We start from the raw sequence: 17,904 nt of genomic DNA on the forward strand, positions 1-17,904 counted from the left end.
ATGAGGCCGGTGCAGTCACCGCCGCACCTGCTTCAGTTCATCCAGCAGCCCCAGCAACTGCTTCAGCTTCTCCTCCCCGAACTGCCCCTGCAACGCCTGGTAGTTGGCCTCCATGCACTGGCTCATCGAGGCAAAGCACTGCTCGCCTTTCTCCGCCAGCTCCACCAGCACCCGCCGCTGGTCAGTCTCGGCCTTGCGCCGTTTCACCAGTCCCGCCGCCTCCATGCGCACCAGCACGCCGGTCATGCTCGGCTTGAGGATGCAGGCCTGGTCGGCCAGCCGGTAGATCTCCATCTCGCCCTGCTGGCGCAGGATACGGATCACCCGCCACTGCTGCTCGGTCAGGCCGTGTTCGTTGAGGGAGGGACGGAAAAAGCGCATCGCGGCTTCGCGGGCTTGCAACAAGGTCAGGGTCAGGGACTGGCGAGGACGGCTGGACATGAAGTGGTAAGGGGCTCAGGTTGATCTTGTTAACACTTTAACAAAAAGTCCGGCCGCTAACAGTGCGTGGCATCACCGATCAAATGCACCGGCACGGAGGGGCAAGACAGCATCCCCTGCAACGGCGTTAATGACAGCCTTTCTTCCCTCCTTAAAGGAAACCTGCCATGACCCTGCACGCCGCCAAACACGACATCCAGCTCAGCGAACTCGACGCCTGGGGCACCGTTGCCGACCTGGGTTCGGAGATTCTCGAAGGTGAAGTCCGCGCCTTCGGCAAGATGACCTTCGGCGCACCGACCGACGCCATCAGCAGTGCCTATTTCGGCACTACCCAAGGCAGGTTCCGCATGGTCTACCCGTTCAACGAACAGGCCGTGGTGGTAACGGGCGCGGTGCGCCTGACCGACGAAAGCACCGGGCAGGTCACCGAGTACAAGGTGGGTGACAGCTGGTTCGTGACCAAGGGCACGCCGGTGCTGTGGGAAATCCTGAGCGAGAGCTTCGTGAAGCACTACTTCGCGGTGGCCTGAGTTTCTTTATAAACCTTGAGGGCTTGCCAGCGATGAAGCCCTCAAGATCTACACCGCAGCCCGAAGCGAAGCCGCAAAGATCGTCCACATCGCCCGCAACCGCCGCTCGTACGCCGCCTGCCCGGCATAGATCAGCTCGACGATCAGGCTGTCGACCACCCCGAGATAGGCATCCACGAACAGCTCTCGCCTGCCCCCGTCCAGTTGCGGGAACTGGCGTTCCAGCGCCTTGCCGAAGACCTCGCCCATCCGCGCCAGATAGCCCTCGAAACCCGAGGAGACCAAGGGCCGCAGGTCCGCCGGCGGAAAGAACGCCGCCCGCAGCAGGAAGCGCAAATGCGCCGACGCCAGAAAGCGCTCGGACAACTGCTGCGCATACAGCGCCCCCGGCAAGCCGTCATCGGCGGCAAAACAGCCTTCCACATAGAGCCGCTCGGCCTCGATGGCCCGCTCGAACACCGCTTCGAACAGGTCCACCTTGCCGCTGAAATGGGCATACAACGACGGTTTACGCATACCCACTGCCACGGCGATATCGTTGAGCGAGGCGGCGTCGTAGCCGGATTCGGCGAACTGCTCGACAGCTACCAGGCAAATCTTCTCCGCCGAAGGCGACAGCACTCTCATTGCATAACTTCCTTGATCAAACGGGCGAATATTCCACGACCTAGCGACCGATAGGTAGTCACCTCGGGCCAGCCTGGTGCGATCCGCCCAGGCTCAGGTCAACCCATGTTCGACTGTCGCTTCAGCTCAGGATCAGGCCCGCCAGGCTACTGCTGCGGAAGTCCTTGGGTGATTGCTCGAATTGTTTCTTGAACGAACGGCTGAAGTGCGCCGAATCGGTGAAGCCCCACTTGTAGGCGATGGTGGTGATCGATTCGGTCTTGTGGAGCGGGTTGGCGAGGTCGTCGGCGCTGCGTTGCAGGCGTGCACGCTGGATATAGCGGCAGACGCTGTCGCCCTGCTCTTCGAACAGGCGATACAGGTGGCGTACCGAAATGTTCAGGCGGCTGGCCAGGCTGACCGGGGTCAGGCCGGGCTGACCAAGGGACTCATCGATGACCTTCTGCACATAGCTGCGCAAATCGGCGCCTTGCAAGGCGGCAGGCGCACGGCTGTCGTGGTCGCTGCCTTCGAGGGCCGAGCCCAGCAGCGACAGGAAGGCGCTGTGCAGCGCGTCGCCTTCGGCTTGTTCGCCATCCTGGGTGCCGCTCTCCTTGCACAACTGGTCCATCAGCAGGTGCAGCATGCGCCCGCAGGCCTTGCTCTGGGAGATCTTGCCGAAGATCCGCTGGTCACTGCCCAGCTGGCGGCAGACTTCATCGCGGGACAGGCCGAGGGACGCGTGTTCGATCAGGCCGAAGGGCGTGATTTCGCAGGCGCCCACCGAGTCCATCAGCAGCATCTCGCCGGGAGCCAGTTGCAGGCTGGTGCCGTTCTGGGTGATCTGGGAAAAACCGGTGCGCTGGCTGACCAGGAAGCAATGCCGGTCGTTGTCGCAATCGGCCTTGAGACCGTTACGGCGGATTACCCCGGCGTTGGTGCGCAGGTTGGCCATGCCCAGGCCACCCCGCGACCAGGTGGAAATCTCGCCGATGAACAGCGAGCGGTTGAACGCAAGTTCGGTTTCGAAATACCCGCACGTTGCCTGCATTGCCGCGTTCCAGCGATCCAGGGCCGAGCCGGTAGCCTGATGGATACTCATGACGTACCTCCACAGTGGCATCTTGTTTTTGTCGGGCAATAGTTAACATGTTATCTATATGCACGCAACAATTCTGTAAGCACCTGTGTGGAAGCATATTGAGTGCCAACCTTTCGGTAGGTTGGTTTACACCGAGCCTGTGGGATCTCGGTCAGGCCTGGGTCAGCAGTCTCTTGAAACCAATCAACGCAGTCAGCAACAGCTCCCTCTGCTGCGAATCAACGCGGATATACCGCCGAAACGCAGGCATCCGGTTAACCACCTCACTACCGCCCATATGCTCCAGGACCACCGTCCACTGCCCTTCGGCGCGCTCCAGGCGCAGGCGTTTGAAATCCAGTGGCATCAGCGCCTGGTACAGCGTCCGGTCCTGCTCCAGGCGCTGGCGCAGGGTCTCCATCAACCCCGCCTCACCGCCCTTCTGCTTCCAGCCCAGACCGCTGCGACGAATCGCGCCAGTGTGGTGCAATTCCAGGGTCGCACTGCCCTCGGATGCGGCACTGCATTGCAAACGGAACTCGCAGACCACGATGTGCATGAGCAGCTGCGATTCGGTGCGCTCGCGCACCTCGAACGCCACCGCGTCCGCCAGGCTGAAACAGGCCCGGCCGGGCTCCAGTACCTGGCACCCGGCCAGGCCGAGATTGCGTCGCAAATGCTCCAGAGTCACCCCCGGGCGATAGCCCGAGGGTGCACGGTCAAACAGTTTTTGCCAGAGGTTCGGCGTAGTGGCTGCCATGATGGACTCCAGGTTCGTTGGCAAACTCCTTCGCCAGGACGTCCTCGACCGAGGCTGGCTTGAACGGATTGACCCGCTGCACCACCAGCGTCCAGAACAGCGCATAGGCCGCGGTGCCCCCGAGCATCCAGGCAAACGGCACATAGACGTCCGCAGGATTCATGCCCGGCGGGGTGATGAACCACATGCCCAGGACAATACCGACGCTCGACAGGATCTGCGGCAGCGGGAACAGCGGCGAGCGGTAGGCACGCGGCAGGTCCGGGCGGCGGATGCGCAGGATCACCACCGACAGGGTCACCAGCAGGTACGCGGTGCTCCAGGCGCAGACCGCCGCCAGCACCAGGTGCATGATGTTGTCGGTGTTGCCGCCCAGGTACAGGGCGTGCAGGCAGGGAATCAGCATCGCCACCAGGATGCACAGCAGCGGGGTCTTGAAACGCGGGTGCAAGTAGGTGAAGACCCTGGGCAGCGCGCCGTCCACGGCCATGCCATAGAGGATGCGCGGCACGCCGGCCATCAGGGTATTGATGGTCGCGGCCCCGGCGAACAGGAAGCCGATGCCCAGCCACAGCGGGCCGATGTCACCCATCACCTGCTCGGCGAATTTCGGAATGGCCATCGGCGTGTCGAGAAGATGCACGCCGGAAGCAGCGTCGAGCACCACGTTCTCCACCTGGCGCTTCATGGCTGCGCCGTAGATGAACATGCAACTGGCCACGCCCAGCAGGCCGAGGGCCATGGCCCGCGGCATGGTCCGCGCCGAGCGGCGCAGGTCCGGGGCCAGCGGGGTGACGAACTCGCAGCCGACGAACATAAACATCGCCATGCCCACCAGGGACAGCACGGTGACCAGGTCGGTCCCGACCATGGACTCGCCGAACCAGCCATCCAGTTGCACCGCCGGCGCGGCGACCAGGCCAAGCACGCCGAACACCATCAGGGTGGTCCACATGCCGAAGGTGAGGATGATTTCCGCCTTGCCGAAGGCGCTGACGCCGAAGGCATTGAGGATCGCGAAGACCACCACGAAGCCCACCCCCAGCAGCCAGGAGCCGCCGGCGGACTCGGCCAGGGTGTTGAGGTGTTCGAAGTTCACCAGGGCCATGACCCCGGCGAGGATGGTCTCGGCGGTACCGGCGAAGACATGCACGATCAGGTACGCCGAGAGGGTACCGGTAATCGCGAAGAAACGGCCCATGCCGCAGTTGATGTAGTCGTAGACCGAGCCGGTGGTCGGCAGGATCGCCGCGGCTTCGGCGAAGGTGCTCGATTGCGCCAGCATCAACAGCACCGCGATCAGCATCGCCATGGCGAAGGCACTGCCGCCGATGCCGAAGCCCATGGTCGCGGTCAGGATGACAGGGCTGGCCATGATCAGGCCGATGGTGCTGGCCAGGGCGGTGGGAAACCCGATCGTGCCCCGGTTCAGGTGCGCGCTGAGCGTGTCGTTGAGCGACATGGTGAAGACCTCAAGTGCCGTTGTTATGGTTGTGCGCCACTCTGCGCCGCACTCCATTGCACGTCTTGCCCCAGGCTGCCGGGGGTTTTGTTGCTGGCTGCCAGGCCTTGAGAGGGAGGTTGTCGGTCAGGGCCTCATCGCCGGCAACGCCGGCTCCCACAGGTTGGACTGCCCCCAAGAAGTTGGAGACTAATCCAACCCTTGGGGGAGTTATGAGTAAGTACACCGAGCAGTTCAAGCTCACAGCCATCACTGCCTACCTGGAGGGCACCGATGGTTTCCGAAAGGTAGCCCAGCATTTCGGTATCGATTTCAGCCTGCTGAGGCGCTGGGTGGCGAGCTATAAAGCCCGTTCCACTATCAGTCCCATACCTCACGGTCAGCGCTACGACATCGATTTCAAGCGCAGGGTCGTGCAGTACATGCGCGAGCATCGGCTTTCCCTGCGTCAAACGGCAGCTCACTTCGGCTTGGGACAGTCCTCCCGGGTAGGCATTTGGGAGCACCAGTACTACAGTGGCAACCTTGCCACCTCTACTGCCACTCAACGAAAAAAGTCTGCCGACGTGTCCAAGAAGATCAAGCCACTCAAACCCACTGACACTGACGACGCGCTGAAGCCGCGAGATCAGCTCATGGCAGAACTCGAGTATCTGCGCATGGAGAACGCTGTCCTAAAGGAGCTGAAGGCTTTGAGAGAGGAGAAGGAACGAAGGCAAGAGAAAAAACGCTGATCGTCTCCAGACTCCGAACCCGATTCCCGCTGTCAGCGTTGTTGGCCCTGGTCGAGTTGTCGAACAGCACCTTCTACTACCAGCTCAAAAGCCTTCAAAAGCCGGATAAACACGCCGATCTGAAAGAGCTGGTGGGTCAGGTCTATCACAAGGAAAAAGGGCTCTATGGGTATCGGCGTGTGACGCTTGCGATCAAGAATCAAGGCATCCTGGTGAACAAGAAGGTTGTGGAGCGGCTGATGGCCGACCAAGGTTTGCGGGCGGTCGTGCGGCCTAAAAAGTATCGGTCCTATCGAGGAGAAATAGGCAGGATTGCCGAGAATCTGCTGGAGCGAAACTTCATTGCCCAGCGGCCCAATCAGAAGTGGGTAACTGACGTAACCGAGTTTAAAGTGGCTCAGCAAAAGCTCTATCTCTCACCAGTGATGGACTTGTACAACAGTGAGATCGTGGCCTACGAGATCGCTCGCCGCCCAAGCTATGAGCTGGTGGGGAACATGCTGGAAAAAGCCCTGAGTAGCTTGGGAAAGGAGCCGAAGCTGGTCATCCACTCTGATCAGGGATGGCATTATCAGCAGCGCCAATACCGCGAAAAACTTGAGCAGCGTGGGGTAAAGCAGAGCATGTCGCGCAAAGGAAATTGCCTGGATAACGCCGCTATGGAAAGCTTCTTCGGCACGCTCAAGTCTGAGTTTTTCTATTTGAAGCGGTTTGAGAGCATCGAAGAGCTGACCACCGGTCTGGACGAGTACATCCGCTACTACAACCATGACCGCATCAAGCTGAGGTTAAACGGCCTAAGCCCTGTCGATTACAGGGCTCAAGCTGCTAGCTAAAACTGTCCAACTTTTCGGGGGCAGTCCAGGTATCGCATGCTCCGCAGAACCTTGTGGGAGCCGGCGTTGCCGGCGATAGGGCCCTCAAGCTCGACCATCAATCGTGTCCATGCGCCTTCTGCTTCAACCGCTCCGTATCCACCTGCACGAACACCGAGTCCGCCGTCACCGTCAGTACATCCCCCGCCCACACCTCGCAGATCACCCGGGTCTTGCGCCCCGGCTCACCTTCGACCCGGGCCTTCAAGGTCAGCTCCACGCCCATCGGCGTCGGCTTCAGGTAGGTCAGCCCCAGGTGCCCGGTGACGCAGTCGATGCGCGGCAACGACCCCGGCTCACGCCCTTGGGCGCGGTAGTGATACGCCATCGCCGTCCAGTTCGAGTGGCAGTCCACCAGCATGGCCAGCAGCCCGCCATAGACCAGGCCGGGCCAGCCGCAGAAGGTGCTGTCGGGAGAATGGGTGCAGACCACATGGACGCCATCATCGGCCCAATGGCTTTTCAGATGCAGGCCGCTCGGGTGGGCCGAGCCGCAGCCATAGCAGACGCCGTCCGGCGCTGCCAGGTCCTGGAGGGAGGGTGCTGGGTTGTTCATTTGTTTCCAGATTTGTTTTTGTTGGAAAGTTCAGATGTTAACGCTGCAAACGCCGATGCGTCATTAAGTCTCATATGGCTACCCGCCATGCCAGGAAGGAGTAAGCTAGGCGCCCAGCAAGGCCCCACATCAGAACAAGGACTGCTGCGATGATTGCTCAAGATGCCAGCTGGCATTATGCCGATGACGGTTCCCCACGCCACGCCCCCTACACCGGGCTGTTCCTGGCCTGGAGCGCCAACCGCGACCTGCTCAGCCGCGACTTCAAGGCCGACTACGACGCCGAGATCCAGGCCCTCGCCGAACGCCTGCTGACCCCCGCCCGCTTCTTCCAGTTGTGCTGCGACAGCCTGCTGGTGGACGAAGACCTCAACCGCCAGGGCAATGCCTTCGCTGCCCACTACCTTGGCCGCAAGGCCCCGTCCCTGCCCGACGACCTGACCCAGTTGCTCGGCATCGTCGGCATCGACGAGCCCGGCGCCAGTTGGGAACACTACGACCTGCTCGCGCCGCGCCTCGACCAACGGTTCGCCCAATGGCAGGCCGGCCAGTGAACCTGACGCGATAAAAACTGTCTTCTCGCGGTGGCTTGTCGCGGCACTCCCTGACTGACAAGCCCCGGGGACGTCCATCGGTTATCCCCTTTTTTCGTTGCGCTGGCGGCAGGCATGCCGGTCGGCGGTTTTCATTTTTTCTTCTCGGGGAAGATAACCATGCGCCTGCTTCGCCCTCTCCGCGCACGCTCCGCCGTGCTTCCCGCAGTGTTCGCCGGCCTGCTGCTTAACACCCTCGCCCATGCCGAAGAACCTGCCAGCGACGACCGCTGGGTCAGCGACAGCCTCAGCACCTACGTACGCAGCGGCCCCACCGACGGCCACCGGCTGGTCGGCACTCTCAAGTCCGGGCAGAAGGTCAAGCTGCTCGGCAGCCAGGGCAACTACAGCCAGGTCCGTGGCGAGTCCGGCGATACCGTGTGGATTGCCAGCAGCGATCTGCAAAACGTGCCAGGCCAGGCCGAGCGCCTGCCGCAACTGACCGAGCGGGTCGCCCAGCTCGAGCAGGAACTGAAAACCATCGATGACAGCTGGAAGAACCGCGTCCAGGGCATGCAGGAAACCATGGACTCGCGCAAGCAACTGGTGGACGAGCTCCAGGCACGCAACCAGTCCCTCAGCGAGGAGCTCACCCAGGCCCAGTCGCAGCTGCGTGATACCCAGGCCCGTCTTGGCGACGAGAACAAGCAGGTGATGATGCGCTATATGGTCTACGGCGGCGGCATCGCCGGGGCGGGCCTGCTCGCCGGGCTGATCCTCCCGGCGCTGACCCGCAGCCGCAAGCGCAACAGCGGCTGGGCTTAATCCTCTTTCGTCAAGGCATAGGGCCCGCTGGCCAGCTGTTCACGCAGGAACGCCACGCAGGCCCGTACCTTGGCCGAGCTGGACGAGCGTACCGCCGTCACCGCCCAGATATCGGCCGGCTGGTACCAGGCCGGCAGCACCTGGACCAGCGCGCCACTCTCCAGGCTGCCGGCGATATCCCAGCGCGAGGCCATGATGATGCCGTGCCCGTCGTGGGCCCACTGGCGCACGATATCGCTGTGATTGGACGCCATGGGCCCGGTGACCTTGACCGTTTCCGCGCCGTTGGGGCCGACCAGGCGCCACACCCCGAAACGATCGTCGCGGCTGCGGAACAGCAGGCAGTCGTGCTGGGCCAGGTCTGCCGCCACCTTGGGCGCCCCGCGCTGTTCCAGATACTCCGGAGCCGCCGCCAGCACCCGGGTGCTTTCGGCGATGCGGTGGGCAATCAGGTGCTTTTCCTGAACCTCGCCGACGCGAATATCGATGTCGAAATTGTCGGCGATCAGGTCGACCCGGCGGTCCAGCAGTTCGACCCACACCTCCAGCGCCGGATACTGGCGGCGCAGTAGCGAGAGAATCGGCGCAATGTGTTCCCGGCCCAGGCGCAGGCTGGTGCACAGCCGCAATGTCCCCTGCGGCTCGCGCTGGCCGCCGGACAGCGCATCCACCATCGCCCCCACGTCTTCGAGGATCTTCTGCGCCCAGACGAAGGCGGCCTCGCCATCGCTGGTGATGTTCACCCGCCGCGTGGTGCGGTTGAACAGCTTGACCCCGAGCTGTTCCTCGAGCGTGGCGATGCGTTTGCTCACATGCGCCGGCGACAGGCCGGTCTCGCTGGCGGCGGCGATGAAGCTCGAGCGCCGGGCCACTTCGCAGAACAGCTGAAGATCACGCAGCAAGGGCTCATTATTCGCTGTGAGCACATTCTGATTCTTCATTACGCCCGATTATCTCCTGGGACTTTTTATTTAGGCTCTCACATAACCTGCCTTGCCTTGAAGCAGGATTTAAAAAGAACAAGAGAGACCCATGAAGAAGATCCGCATTGCCGTGGCCGGCGCGGGGCTGATCGGCCGCCGCCATATCGAACTGATCCAGGCCAGCAGCGAGTGCGAACTGGCCGCCATCGTCGATCCGCTGCCGGCTACCGCCGCCTATGCCGAATGTCTCGGCGTGCCGCTGTTCGCCGATCTCGACAGCCTGCTCGCCAGCGAACGACCCGATGGCGTGATTCTCGCCACGCCCAACCAGCTGCATGTCGAAGGCGCCCTCGCCTGCGTCGCCCGTGGCGTGCCGGCGCTGATCGAGAAACCGGTCGCCCACACCCTGGACGAAGGCAAGCGCCTGCTGGCCATTGCCGAACAGGCCGGGGCCAGGTTGCTGGTCGGCCATCACCGTGCCCATAGCGCGATCCTGGAAAAGGCCCGGGAGGTGATCGCCGAGGGCGTGCTGGGCAACCTGGTGGCGGTGATGGGCAGCGCGCTGTTCTACAAGCCCGACGACTACTTCGACGCCGCCCCCTGGCGCCGCGAGGCCGGTGGCGGACCGGTGCTGATCAACATGATCCATGAAATCGGCAACCTGCGTTCGCTGTGCGGCGAGATCGTCGCGGTACAGGCCCAGGCGTCCAGCGCCACCCGTGGTTTCGCCGTGGAGGACACGGTGTCCATCAGCCTGCGCTTCGCCAGTGGCGCGCTGGGCACCTTCATGCTTTCCGATACCGCCGCCTGTTCCCGCAGTTGGGAGCAGACCGCGCGGGAAAACCATGACTACCCGAGTTATGCCGACGAAGACTGCTACGTGCTGGCCGGCACCCAGGGTTCGCTGTCGATCCCGACCATGCGCCTGAAGTATTACGCTAAACGCGAGGATCGCTCGTGGTGGAAGCCGTTCGAGACGGCGGTGGCGCAGTTGCAGGAAGCCGATCCGCTAGCGCGTCAACTGGCGCATTTCTGCCAGGTGATCCGCGGTGAGGCCGAGCCGCTGGTAAGTGTGCGCGACGGCCTGCGCAACCTGCAGATCGTCGATGCGATCAGCGAGGCGGCGCGGACCGGGCAGATCGTTTCGACCGAACAGTTGTAGAGACCTTTCGGGCCCTATCGCTGGCAAGCCAGCTCCCACAGGTATCGAGTGCACCGCTGGACCTGTGGGAGCTGGCTTGTCGGACCGCCGCACCGCAGCGATGAGGCCCTCGAGAACACCATAAAAACAACAAGAGTGAACACCATGGCCACACACGACAACAACAGGCAGACCCGCAAGGCTACCGCCAGCGGCTGGGTCGGTTCCGCCCTCGAATACTACGATTTCTTCATCTACGCCCAGGCCGCTGCGCTGGTCTTCCCGCAGATCTTCTTCCCCGCCGGCGACCCGAAACTGGCGATCATCGCCTCCCTGGCCACCTACGGCGTCGGCTACCTGGCCCGCCCGGTCGGCGCCCTCGTGCTCGGCCACTGGGGCGACACCCGCGGGCGCAAGAACGTGCTGCTGCTGTGCATGTTCCTGATGGGCATCGCCACCTTCGCCGTCGGCCTGCTGCCAACCTTCAACCAGATCGGCTACTGGGCCCCGGCCCTGCTGGTGGTGCTGCGCCTGATCCAGGGCTTCGCCGTGGCCGGCGAAATCGCCGGGGCCAGCTCGATGATCCTCGAACACGCGCCACCGGGACGCCGCGGCTTCTTCGCCAGCTTCACCCTGCAAGGCGTGCAGGCCGGCCAGGTGCTGGCGGCGGCGATCTTCCTGCCCCTGGCCTACTTCATGCCGGAAGACGCCTTCAACAGTTGGGGCTGGCGCATTCCCTTCCTGCTCAGCGCCGTGGTACTGATCGCCGCCTTCATCATCCGTCGCGAGGTCAAGGAACCGGAGGCCTTCGTGCAGAAGGTTGAAAAGGTCGCCCGCACCCGCTCGCCGATCGGCGAAGCCTTCAAGTACAGCTGGCACGGCATGCTGGTGGTATTCGGCGTGTCGCTGATGAACGTGATCCCGGTGGTCACCACCATCTTCGGCGCCGCGTACGCGGTACAACCGGCCTATGGCATCGGTTTCGACAAGAGCGTGTACCTGTGGATCCCGGTGGTGGGCAACATCGTCGCGGTGCTGGTCATCCCCTTCGTCGGAAACCTGTCCGACCGTATCGGCCGGCGCCCGCTGGTCATCGGCGCGGCGATCGGTTGCGGCCTGATGTCGTTCCTTTACCTGTACGCCATCAGCATCCATAGCGTACCGTTGGCCTTCGCCGCCTCGCTGCTGATGTGGGGCACGATCTACCAGGGCTACAACGCGATCTTCCCGAGCTTCTTCCCCGAGCAGTTCCAGACCCACTACCGGGTCTCGGCGATGGCCGTGTCCCAGAACATCGGCTACATGATCACCGCCCTGCTGCCGGCGCTGTTCACCGCCGTGGCCCCGCCGGGTTCGGACAACGTGCCACTGCTGATCGGCGCGATCACCTGCGTGGTCACCGCCATTTCGTCGATCGCCGCCTGGAGCGCCCCGGAAACCTACCGCACCCCGCTGGACCAGCTCGGCAAGCCCGACGCCGTGGCCCTCGACAAGACCACCTACGACGCGCAACGGGCCCAGTCCCTGCGCAGCAACGCCTGACCAAGGAACCTTTTGCCCATGAAAACCGTACTCGTCCTCAACGGCCCCAACCTCAACATGCTCGGCCTGCGCCAGCCCGAAGTGTATGGCCGCGAGACCCTCGCCGATGTCGAAGCCCTGTGCCGCGCCGCCGGTGCCCGGCACGACCTGGCCATCGAATTCCAGCAGACCAACCATGAAGGCCAGATGATCGACTGGATCCACCAGGCCCGTGGCCGGGTCGACGGCATCGTCATCAACCCGGGTGCCTGGACCCACACCTCGGTGGCCATCCACGATGCCCTGATCGCCGCCGAAGTGCCGGTGATCGAGGTGCATATCTCCAACGTGCATCGCCGCGAAGCCTTCCGCCATCACTCCTATGTATCGCTGGTGGCGCAATCGGTGCTGGCCGGTTTCGGCACCCACGGCTATGTGCTGGCGGTCGATCACTTCGCCCGGCACCTGCAGGGAGCCTAATGTGAAAACCCTCGCCGATCCGCACGGGCGCGTGCGCCTGGGCTTCGTCGGCGGTGGTCTGGAGTCGTCCATCGGCTCTTGACACACTTCGTACTTGAGCTGCTTTCCGGTGCTTGGAAGTTCAGACATTTCAAGCGGCTGCTTGGGAGTTTTCCTATATATCGGCTACTGAATGGCATGCAGGATCGCCTGGAAATTCTTTCCATGGCGATTCCGCATGTCCGCCCAATCCGATCTGCGCTTCACCTTCTCCGCCGGCCCCGATGAGTTCGAGGTCGTCGAGTTCCGCCTGACCGAAGGCCTTTCCGAGACCTTCTACCTCATTGCCTCTGAACGCTAAGCCGAACATCGGGCTAGAGCCATGGTTGCTCATGGTCCGAATTGGTCGGCCAATCTTTTGCGCCCCAAGTACTGCCCACCCTGTATCGAAAAGTCCCACAGAAGAGAGCTCCCATGTCGAAACCCACCCGTTCCCTCAGCGAGCTACTCGCTATCAGTCGTCGGGCCTCGAATGAAACGCTAAGCGATGAGCTCCCCAGCCCGTGCGTCAGTTGCAAGCGCACGTTCACCATTCTTCCGTTGCGTTATGGCGTGGTCTCCGGATTGGAGCAGGTCGCCGTCGAGCAGCTGGCTCCAGCACTTCCCGCTCACCTGGGTCGGCGCCTGGTAACTCCCCTCAGTCACAGTCGCTATGCCGTGCGCAGTATTCGTGAAGGCTACGTCTATGTATTCGTCAAGCGCATAGGCCGGAACTACGTCTGCGAAGGTACTTACCGCGCACATGACACTGGCCTTCTGCAACCCGTTTTGACGTACGAACCCGGAACACCGGTCGGCGGTATTTCTGCGTTGGGAACTTGGACCCTGACCGTGGGGGACCCAGAAGACGTGGATGAAGCACGCCTGCTGTTCACGCCGGACCCGCTCAGCCCCGACATGCTGGAGCGCTATTTGAAAACCAGCCGCTACCGTGATCGCCTGCAGAGGTTTGACCTTCGGATATTGGCCAACAGCTGTGGCGTTTTCGACGACGTCATCACGCCTTCGCTGGTGGATAGCACCGTTGCGGAGTTTCTGGCCTCCAACAATGCTGCTTCCCGGGCCCTGTTGGAAAAACAGGCATTTCCTCCTTTCCGTAGCGCACTCGCCCCAGGCGAGCTGCCCAGGGACATGGACTCTATCTACCGCAATGCCCTCGAAAAGTTGATGGATGGAAGAGGTGTCGCCGTAGTTCTCGATGATCCCATTGGCATCGTTCAGGAACTGAACGCGTGGCGCAATGACGCCATCGAAATGAACTTGCCCTGGCTCAAAGCAGTAGATGCGGATGGCATCAGCAATGAGCGCAAGTACATGGTGGCCGAGGCTTTGGATGACGTTAAAACCGCCATGCAGTTGGGGTACGTCCAGAATGCTGTCGAAGCGGCAGAGCGCAAGATCAGGGACGAAAAGAGGTACGAAATGATGAACGCGACCCGCTTCGGTACTCGCTTTGGCGGGCCAGCCGAAAGGGGGGACCACCATGATCCTGAACTCGTGACGCACCAGGCCGAGCTGGAGAAGTTCAGGGTCTTCGACAAGTACGAAGCCATGCTCGACTGGAAGGCCAAGGACGACATCCAGGTCGAATTCGCGAGGCGCGATCTTCGCGCTCAGCAAGAAATGGGCAAGCGCGAAGCAGACCACCTTGCCTGGCTGGACAGCGAGATGCTGGAACAGGCTCTGGATCTCTATGATCGCCAACAACCCATCTGGGGACACGCGTTCTCGAGTCAGATGACCCTTTGCCTGATCGGCATGAACGGCTGCAGCAGTGGTTCGGCAAAGCTGGGTTCCTGGTGGAGGGACACCAACATTGCCAAGCGAAATCTGGCCTGGCGCGCCTTGACTCGTAACCAGGTCGAAATCGAAGAGAGAGTGAAGGAGGCGTTTGCCACGGCGAAGGTCGAAGCCAGCGAACTGACCGTCGACAACCTCGGTGCTGAACTAGGAAATGCCAGTGGCTGGTTCCAGAAGGTCGTCGATCTAATGATCAAGGCGGACGCGGTGACACAGCTGGCAGTGGACGTTGGTAGCCATCGCTGGTTCGATCCGCAGCGGCTCGCCATGTCGCTGACGCCTTTTGCCTTCCTTCATCAGCACCTGCTGTCCCTCCTGCCGGCCAACGCACTGGACCGTCGTCTGTTGGGCCCAATGCTGGCCTTCGTTCATGCCGGGCTGGGCGAGGTGACGACCCGTTTGCGGATGAGTGAATTAGCGGCTGCTGGCCAGGTGGCCAATGTCAATCGGGTGGCAGGTCAGGTGAACTCCCAAATCAACCGGGTGCGTGACTCCATCATGCGCGAGTTTCAGAACGGAGCGGGTGGAGACTTTCGCCGCCTGAGGGGCGGCCTTCTGCTGGCAATCATCGAAGGCGTGATTCTCGGCGTCAAAGCTTCGAACAGGGAAGGAGGGGAAAAGGAGTATCTGGAATATCAGGCGGCATTTCTGATTACTTCGGCAGCCGGGATCGAACTGGCTGCGCTCGGTGTACAGTCGGTTGCTGACCGGTTTGGATCTAGGGGAGTTGTGGCGCGGGGAACTGCTGTTGCGCTGGGCGGGTTGCGGTTGGTGGGAGGGAGCTTGGCAACCGTGGGTGGGGGCATGCTTGCTTATGTTGATTTCATCGACGGAAAGAAATCATTTGAAAATGACTTCCGGGTATTGGGTGGTGCTTACTTTTTAAGAAGTGCCTTGTCGCTGAGCGTATCAGTTCTTGGTGGATTGGTGTCAATTTCTTATACCGCCCCTTTGTTGCGTTTGATATTTGGGCAGAAAAGTCAATTGCAAATGATCTCGGCAGTAGAAGGACTCGCCGGGGCCGGACTCAGGGGCATTATGCTACGTTTAATAGGCATTGGTAGCTTAGTTACCCTAGGCATCAGCCTGGCAATTATCTACCTCTCACCAGATGATATGGAGCAGTGGTGCTGGCACAGCTGCCTCAAGGAGCGGACATCGGACGGTTTTTTTAAACCCTTCCAAGACCAAGAAACAGAACTGCAAAAACTGTATGAAGCGCTGGAGGCGGTGGTCTGAATGTATTGGATAGAATGGATGCTCTGGTATATCCAGACCTCACCACGTGAAATCGAGCAGTGGCAAGAAAAACTGAAGAAGATTCTCGCTGCCAAAAAAATAGATAAAAACAAAGGTAGGACTTCCGAAACCCTAGGCCGAGTTAGTGAAACCCCGACTGCAGAAGGATCAATATATGAATTCAATGAAAAATATATTGAGCTTCAGGCAGGAGAGTCACAAGAGCGTCGCGGACTAATTACATATATCTCGATTGCGATTATTTGCTGTGGCTACAAGGCTGCGAGCATAGCGCTAATGCTAAATATGGTCTGGCTCACTGGCACTCATCATTCTTTAACCATTCCTGCAAGTGGGGGTTACTATGCTTCAGCGGTTTTTGTTGCCCTTCTGACAGCTTTGCTATTTTATTTTTTAGTTAGGTATGTAGGTTTTTTCATACGCCTGGAAAATTTTTCTCAACGCCGCATGCTGATTCGCTTCAACCGAATTACGCGCCAAGTCTATTTGCATCGACCAAAATTCGCTGGAGGGGTTACCGTTTTCAACTGGGAGCAGATATCTGCCGAGGCTGTCGTAGGTGAGGAAGAATCGGCCAACATTGGCCGAAAGCTCATTCTGAGTTGGGGACCTTCAATGCCCGACCTTCCCCACCTTCATGTAGTGTTTGTAGGTAAGCGCGCCGACGGTACCAGCGATATCACCAATCTGTGGGAATTCATTCGTCGTTACATGGAGGAAGGCCCACAGTCAGTACCTGCACCCAAGAAGCTTCTGGGCAAGGCTCCATGGCCTTGGCTGTCGGTAATGGCGTCCTTGAGCTTTTTCAGGCCGTTGTGGCGTACAGGCCTTCGTTGGCAGGTCGCCTGCATTGTGGCGCTTGCTTCTCCCGCATTGGCATTACATGCCCTAGGTCACTGGATATCACTGCTGCTGTGCTGGGAGCCCCGTTGGCCGCGCATCATTCGTGAAGCTGGCTTACCTGAAAAGCCTGTTCCACCGCTCTCGACGGCCACGGACTGGCCACCATTGCCCGAGGCAAAGCTGAACATAAAAAAGCCGCGTGCACGAAAGACATTGAAATCTGATGCACAGCTCTCGGAGCAACAATCTGTTCCTGAATCCGCTTCCAGCGTCCACTCGAGCACTGATAGCAAGGTAAAAAACTGAATGTATTGGATCGAATGGATGCTCTGGTATATCCAGACCTCATATCGCGAAAGTGAAAACTGGCAAAAGAAACTGGAAAAGATTCTGGCGTCTGACCGTTTACAAAAAAGCAAAAAATCCATAACTCAGAGTAAAGCAAGCGAAACCCCAAGCGCCGACGGTTCGATATATGAATTCAATGACTGCTATATTGAGTTGAGTGCCGGGGAGTCACAGGAGCGGCGCGGTGTTATTACATATTCAACATTGGCCATTGCATATTTTCTTTTCAGCTTCGCCAGTTTCACCTTGACGTTTAATGAGGTTTGGATCACTGGGGCGTACTACTCCACGAAAAGACCCGCCAATATAGGTGATTATATTACCGGACTGCTTCTAATCACATTCGTTTCCTGCCTGTTCTGGGTGGTGCTTCGTTATGCAAGAATTCTTATAAGGCTCGAGAATTTCGTTCAACGCCGCATGCTGATCCGCTTCAACAGGATGACGCGCCAAGTCTATCTTCACCGGCCTAGATTCGCTGGCGGCATTACAATTTTCGACTGGGATCAGGTATCTGCCGAAGCCGTCATAGGTGAGGAGGAATACGCCAACATCGGTCGAAAACTCATTTTGAGTTGGGGGCCTACCATGCCCGAGCTTCCTCACCTACATGTAGTCTTCGTAGGCAAGCGCGCTGACGGTACCAGCGATATCACCAACCTGTGGGAATTCATCCGCCGCTACATGGAAGAAGGCCCCCAATCAGTGCCTGCACCTCGGGAATTGCTAGGTAAGACGCCATGGCCGTGGTTGTCAGTGATGGCATCGCTGAGCTTTTTCAAGCCGCTGTGGCGCGCTAGGTTGCGTTGGCAGGTCGGCTGCATTGTAGCGCTGGCTTCTCCCGCGTTGGCAGTACACGCTTTAGGCCATTGGATATCGCTGTTGCTATGCTGGAAGCCCCGTTGGCCACGCATCATCCGCGAAGCGGGACTGCCTGGAAAGCCTGTCCCGCCGCTCTCGACGGCTGCGGACTGGCCACCACTGCCCAAGGAAATCAACGAGAGAAAACCACTTCGACAAGCAGGCCGGCGATCCAGGTAGATACAACCCTGGACCCGGCGCTGACCGCCAGGTGTCTGTACTGCACTGTGTCAACACCCAGAACAAGCGCAGCTCGCGCCAAGCCCAGCGCGGCTGTAGACT

General features: G+C 60.4%; 18 protein-coding genes. 11 read left to right on the top strand and 7 right to left on the bottom strand.

Annotated elements, in window-relative coordinates; translation table 11 throughout:
- Positions 1–15: 15 nt before the first annotated feature.
- Positions 16–441 (bottom strand): homoprotocatechuate degradation operon regulator HpaR, encoded by a 426-nt coding sequence (gene hpaR, locus ACPFMA_RS18040; protein ID WP_009394239.1) that lies wholly within the window; start codon positions 439–441, stop codon positions 16–18.
- A 167-nt stretch (positions 442–608) separates the two neighbouring features.
- Between hpaR and ACPFMA_RS18045 the strand changes: the two genes are divergently transcribed.
- A complete protein-coding gene (locus ACPFMA_RS18045) occupies positions 609–974 on the top strand; it encodes a cupin domain-containing protein (RefSeq protein ID WP_009394240.1) in 366 nt (121 codons plus the stop codon).
- Between the two features lie 48 nt (positions 975–1,022).
- On the opposite strand, the gene ACPFMA_RS18050 is transcribed toward ACPFMA_RS18045, so the two are convergent.
- The 4 genes from ACPFMA_RS18050 to ACPFMA_RS18065 all read right to left on the bottom strand — a co-directional run bounded on the left by ACPFMA_RS18050 (position 1,023) and on the right by ACPFMA_RS18065 (position 4,883).
- A complete protein-coding gene (locus ACPFMA_RS18050; protein ID WP_064304455.1) occupies positions 1,023–1,601 on the bottom strand; it encodes a TetR/AcrR family transcriptional regulator in 579 nt (192 codons plus the stop codon).
- Between the two features lie 121 nt (positions 1,602–1,722).
- Complete coding sequence (gene feaR / locus ACPFMA_RS18055; protein WP_425928389.1) at positions 1,723–2,682, bottom strand: transcriptional regulator FeaR; 960 nt, start codon at positions 2,680–2,682, stop codon at positions 1,723–1,725.
- Positions 2,683–2,833: 151 nt separating this feature from the next.
- Entirely contained in the window at positions 2,834–3,421 is a 588-nt protein-coding gene (locus tag ACPFMA_RS18060) for a DUF3156 family protein (protein ID WP_425928390.1), read from the bottom strand.
- On the bottom strand, positions 3,381–4,883 hold the full coding sequence (locus tag ACPFMA_RS18065) for an APC family permease (RefSeq protein WP_425928391.1): 1,503 nt from the start codon (positions 4,881–4,883) through the stop codon (positions 3,381–3,383). The genes ACPFMA_RS18060 and ACPFMA_RS18065 overlap by 41 nt, the downstream gene beginning before the upstream one ends.
- Positions 4,884–5,095: 212 nt before the next feature.
- Between ACPFMA_RS18065 and ACPFMA_RS18070 the strand changes: the two genes are divergently transcribed.
- Positions 5,096–6,453, top strand: a protein-coding gene (locus ACPFMA_RS18070; RefSeq protein ID WP_425928249.1) for an IS3 family transposase whose coding sequence is annotated in 2 segments (ribosomal slippage) — positions 5,096–5,569 and positions 5,572–6,453 — 1,356 coding nt in all. Because the reading frame shifts where the segments join, the coding sequence is not laid out codon by codon here.
- Positions 6,454–6,550: 97 nt separating this feature from the next.
- Here ACPFMA_RS18070 and ACPFMA_RS18075 read toward each other — a convergent pair.
- The gene (locus tag ACPFMA_RS18075) at positions 6,551–7,048 is read right to left on the bottom strand and encodes a PaaI family thioesterase (RefSeq protein ID WP_064304459.1); all 498 of its coding nucleotides are present in this window, start codon (positions 7,046–7,048) and stop codon (positions 6,551–6,553) included.
- A 149-nt stretch (positions 7,049–7,197) separates the two neighbouring features.
- Here ACPFMA_RS18075 and ACPFMA_RS18080 point away from each other — a divergent pair, with 149 nt between their 5' ends.
- Both ACPFMA_RS18080 and ACPFMA_RS18085 read left to right on the top strand, forming a co-directional pair.
- Positions 7,198–7,602 carry a hypothetical protein gene (locus ACPFMA_RS18080; protein WP_009394251.1) on the top strand — a complete coding sequence of 135 codons (405 nt, stop codon included), beginning with the start codon at positions 7,198–7,200 and terminating at the stop codon, positions 7,600–7,602.
- A gap of 159 nt (positions 7,603–7,761) precedes the next feature.
- Positions 7,762–8,406 (top strand): TIGR04211 family SH3 domain-containing protein, encoded by a 645-nt coding sequence (locus ACPFMA_RS18085; RefSeq protein WP_009394253.1) that lies wholly within the window; start codon positions 7,762–7,764, stop codon positions 8,404–8,406.
- Here ACPFMA_RS18085 and ACPFMA_RS18090 read toward each other — a convergent pair.
- Entirely contained in the window at positions 8,403–9,347 is a 945-nt protein-coding gene (locus ACPFMA_RS18090) for a LysR family transcriptional regulator (protein ID WP_425928392.1), read from the bottom strand. The two genes, ACPFMA_RS18085 and ACPFMA_RS18090, sit on opposite strands and share 4 nt — an antisense overlap.
- Before the next feature lie 91 nt (positions 9,348–9,438).
- Between ACPFMA_RS18090 and ACPFMA_RS18095 the strand changes: the two genes are divergently transcribed.
- The 7 genes from ACPFMA_RS18095 (at position 9,439) to ACPFMA_RS18125 (ending at position 17,802) form a co-directional block, all read left to right on the top strand.
- Positions 9,439–10,491, top strand: a complete 1,053-nt coding sequence (locus tag ACPFMA_RS18095) for a Gfo/Idh/MocA family protein (RefSeq protein WP_420056679.1) — start codon at positions 9,439–9,441, stop codon at positions 10,489–10,491.
- Between the two features lie 144 nt (positions 10,492–10,635).
- Entirely contained in the window at positions 10,636–12,012 is a 1,377-nt protein-coding gene (locus ACPFMA_RS18100) for an MFS transporter (RefSeq protein WP_425928393.1), read from the top strand.
- Positions 12,013–12,030: 18 nt separating this feature from the next.
- Positions 12,031–12,471, top strand: a complete 441-nt coding sequence (gene aroQ / locus ACPFMA_RS18105) for a type II 3-dehydroquinate dehydratase (RefSeq protein WP_425928394.1) — start codon at positions 12,031–12,033, stop codon at positions 12,469–12,471.
- A gap of 217 nt (positions 12,472–12,688) precedes the next feature.
- Entirely contained in the window at positions 12,689–12,811 is a 123-nt protein-coding gene (locus ACPFMA_RS18110) for a hypothetical protein (RefSeq protein ID WP_420056682.1), read from the top strand.
- Positions 12,812–12,924: 113 nt separating this feature from the next.
- Positions 12,925–15,549 (top strand): T6SS effector BTH_I2691 family protein, encoded by a 2,625-nt coding sequence (locus tag ACPFMA_RS18115; protein ID WP_425928395.1) that lies wholly within the window; start codon positions 12,925–12,927, stop codon positions 15,547–15,549.
- Positions 15,550–16,719, top strand: a complete 1,170-nt coding sequence (locus ACPFMA_RS18120) for a DUF6708 domain-containing protein (protein ID WP_425928396.1) — start codon at positions 15,550–15,552, stop codon at positions 16,717–16,719.
- Positions 16,720–17,802, top strand: coding sequence for a DUF6708 domain-containing protein (locus ACPFMA_RS18125; protein ID WP_425928397.1), 1,083 nt, complete (start codon positions 16,720–16,722; stop codon positions 17,800–17,802).
- The last annotated feature ends 102 nt before the right edge of the window (positions 17,803–17,904 follow it).

The organism is Pseudomonas sp. NyZ201 (assembly GCF_049860765.1).
GTDB classification, from domain to species: domain Bacteria; phylum Pseudomonadota; class Gammaproteobacteria; order Pseudomonadales; family Pseudomonadaceae; genus Aquipseudomonas; species Aquipseudomonas bharatica.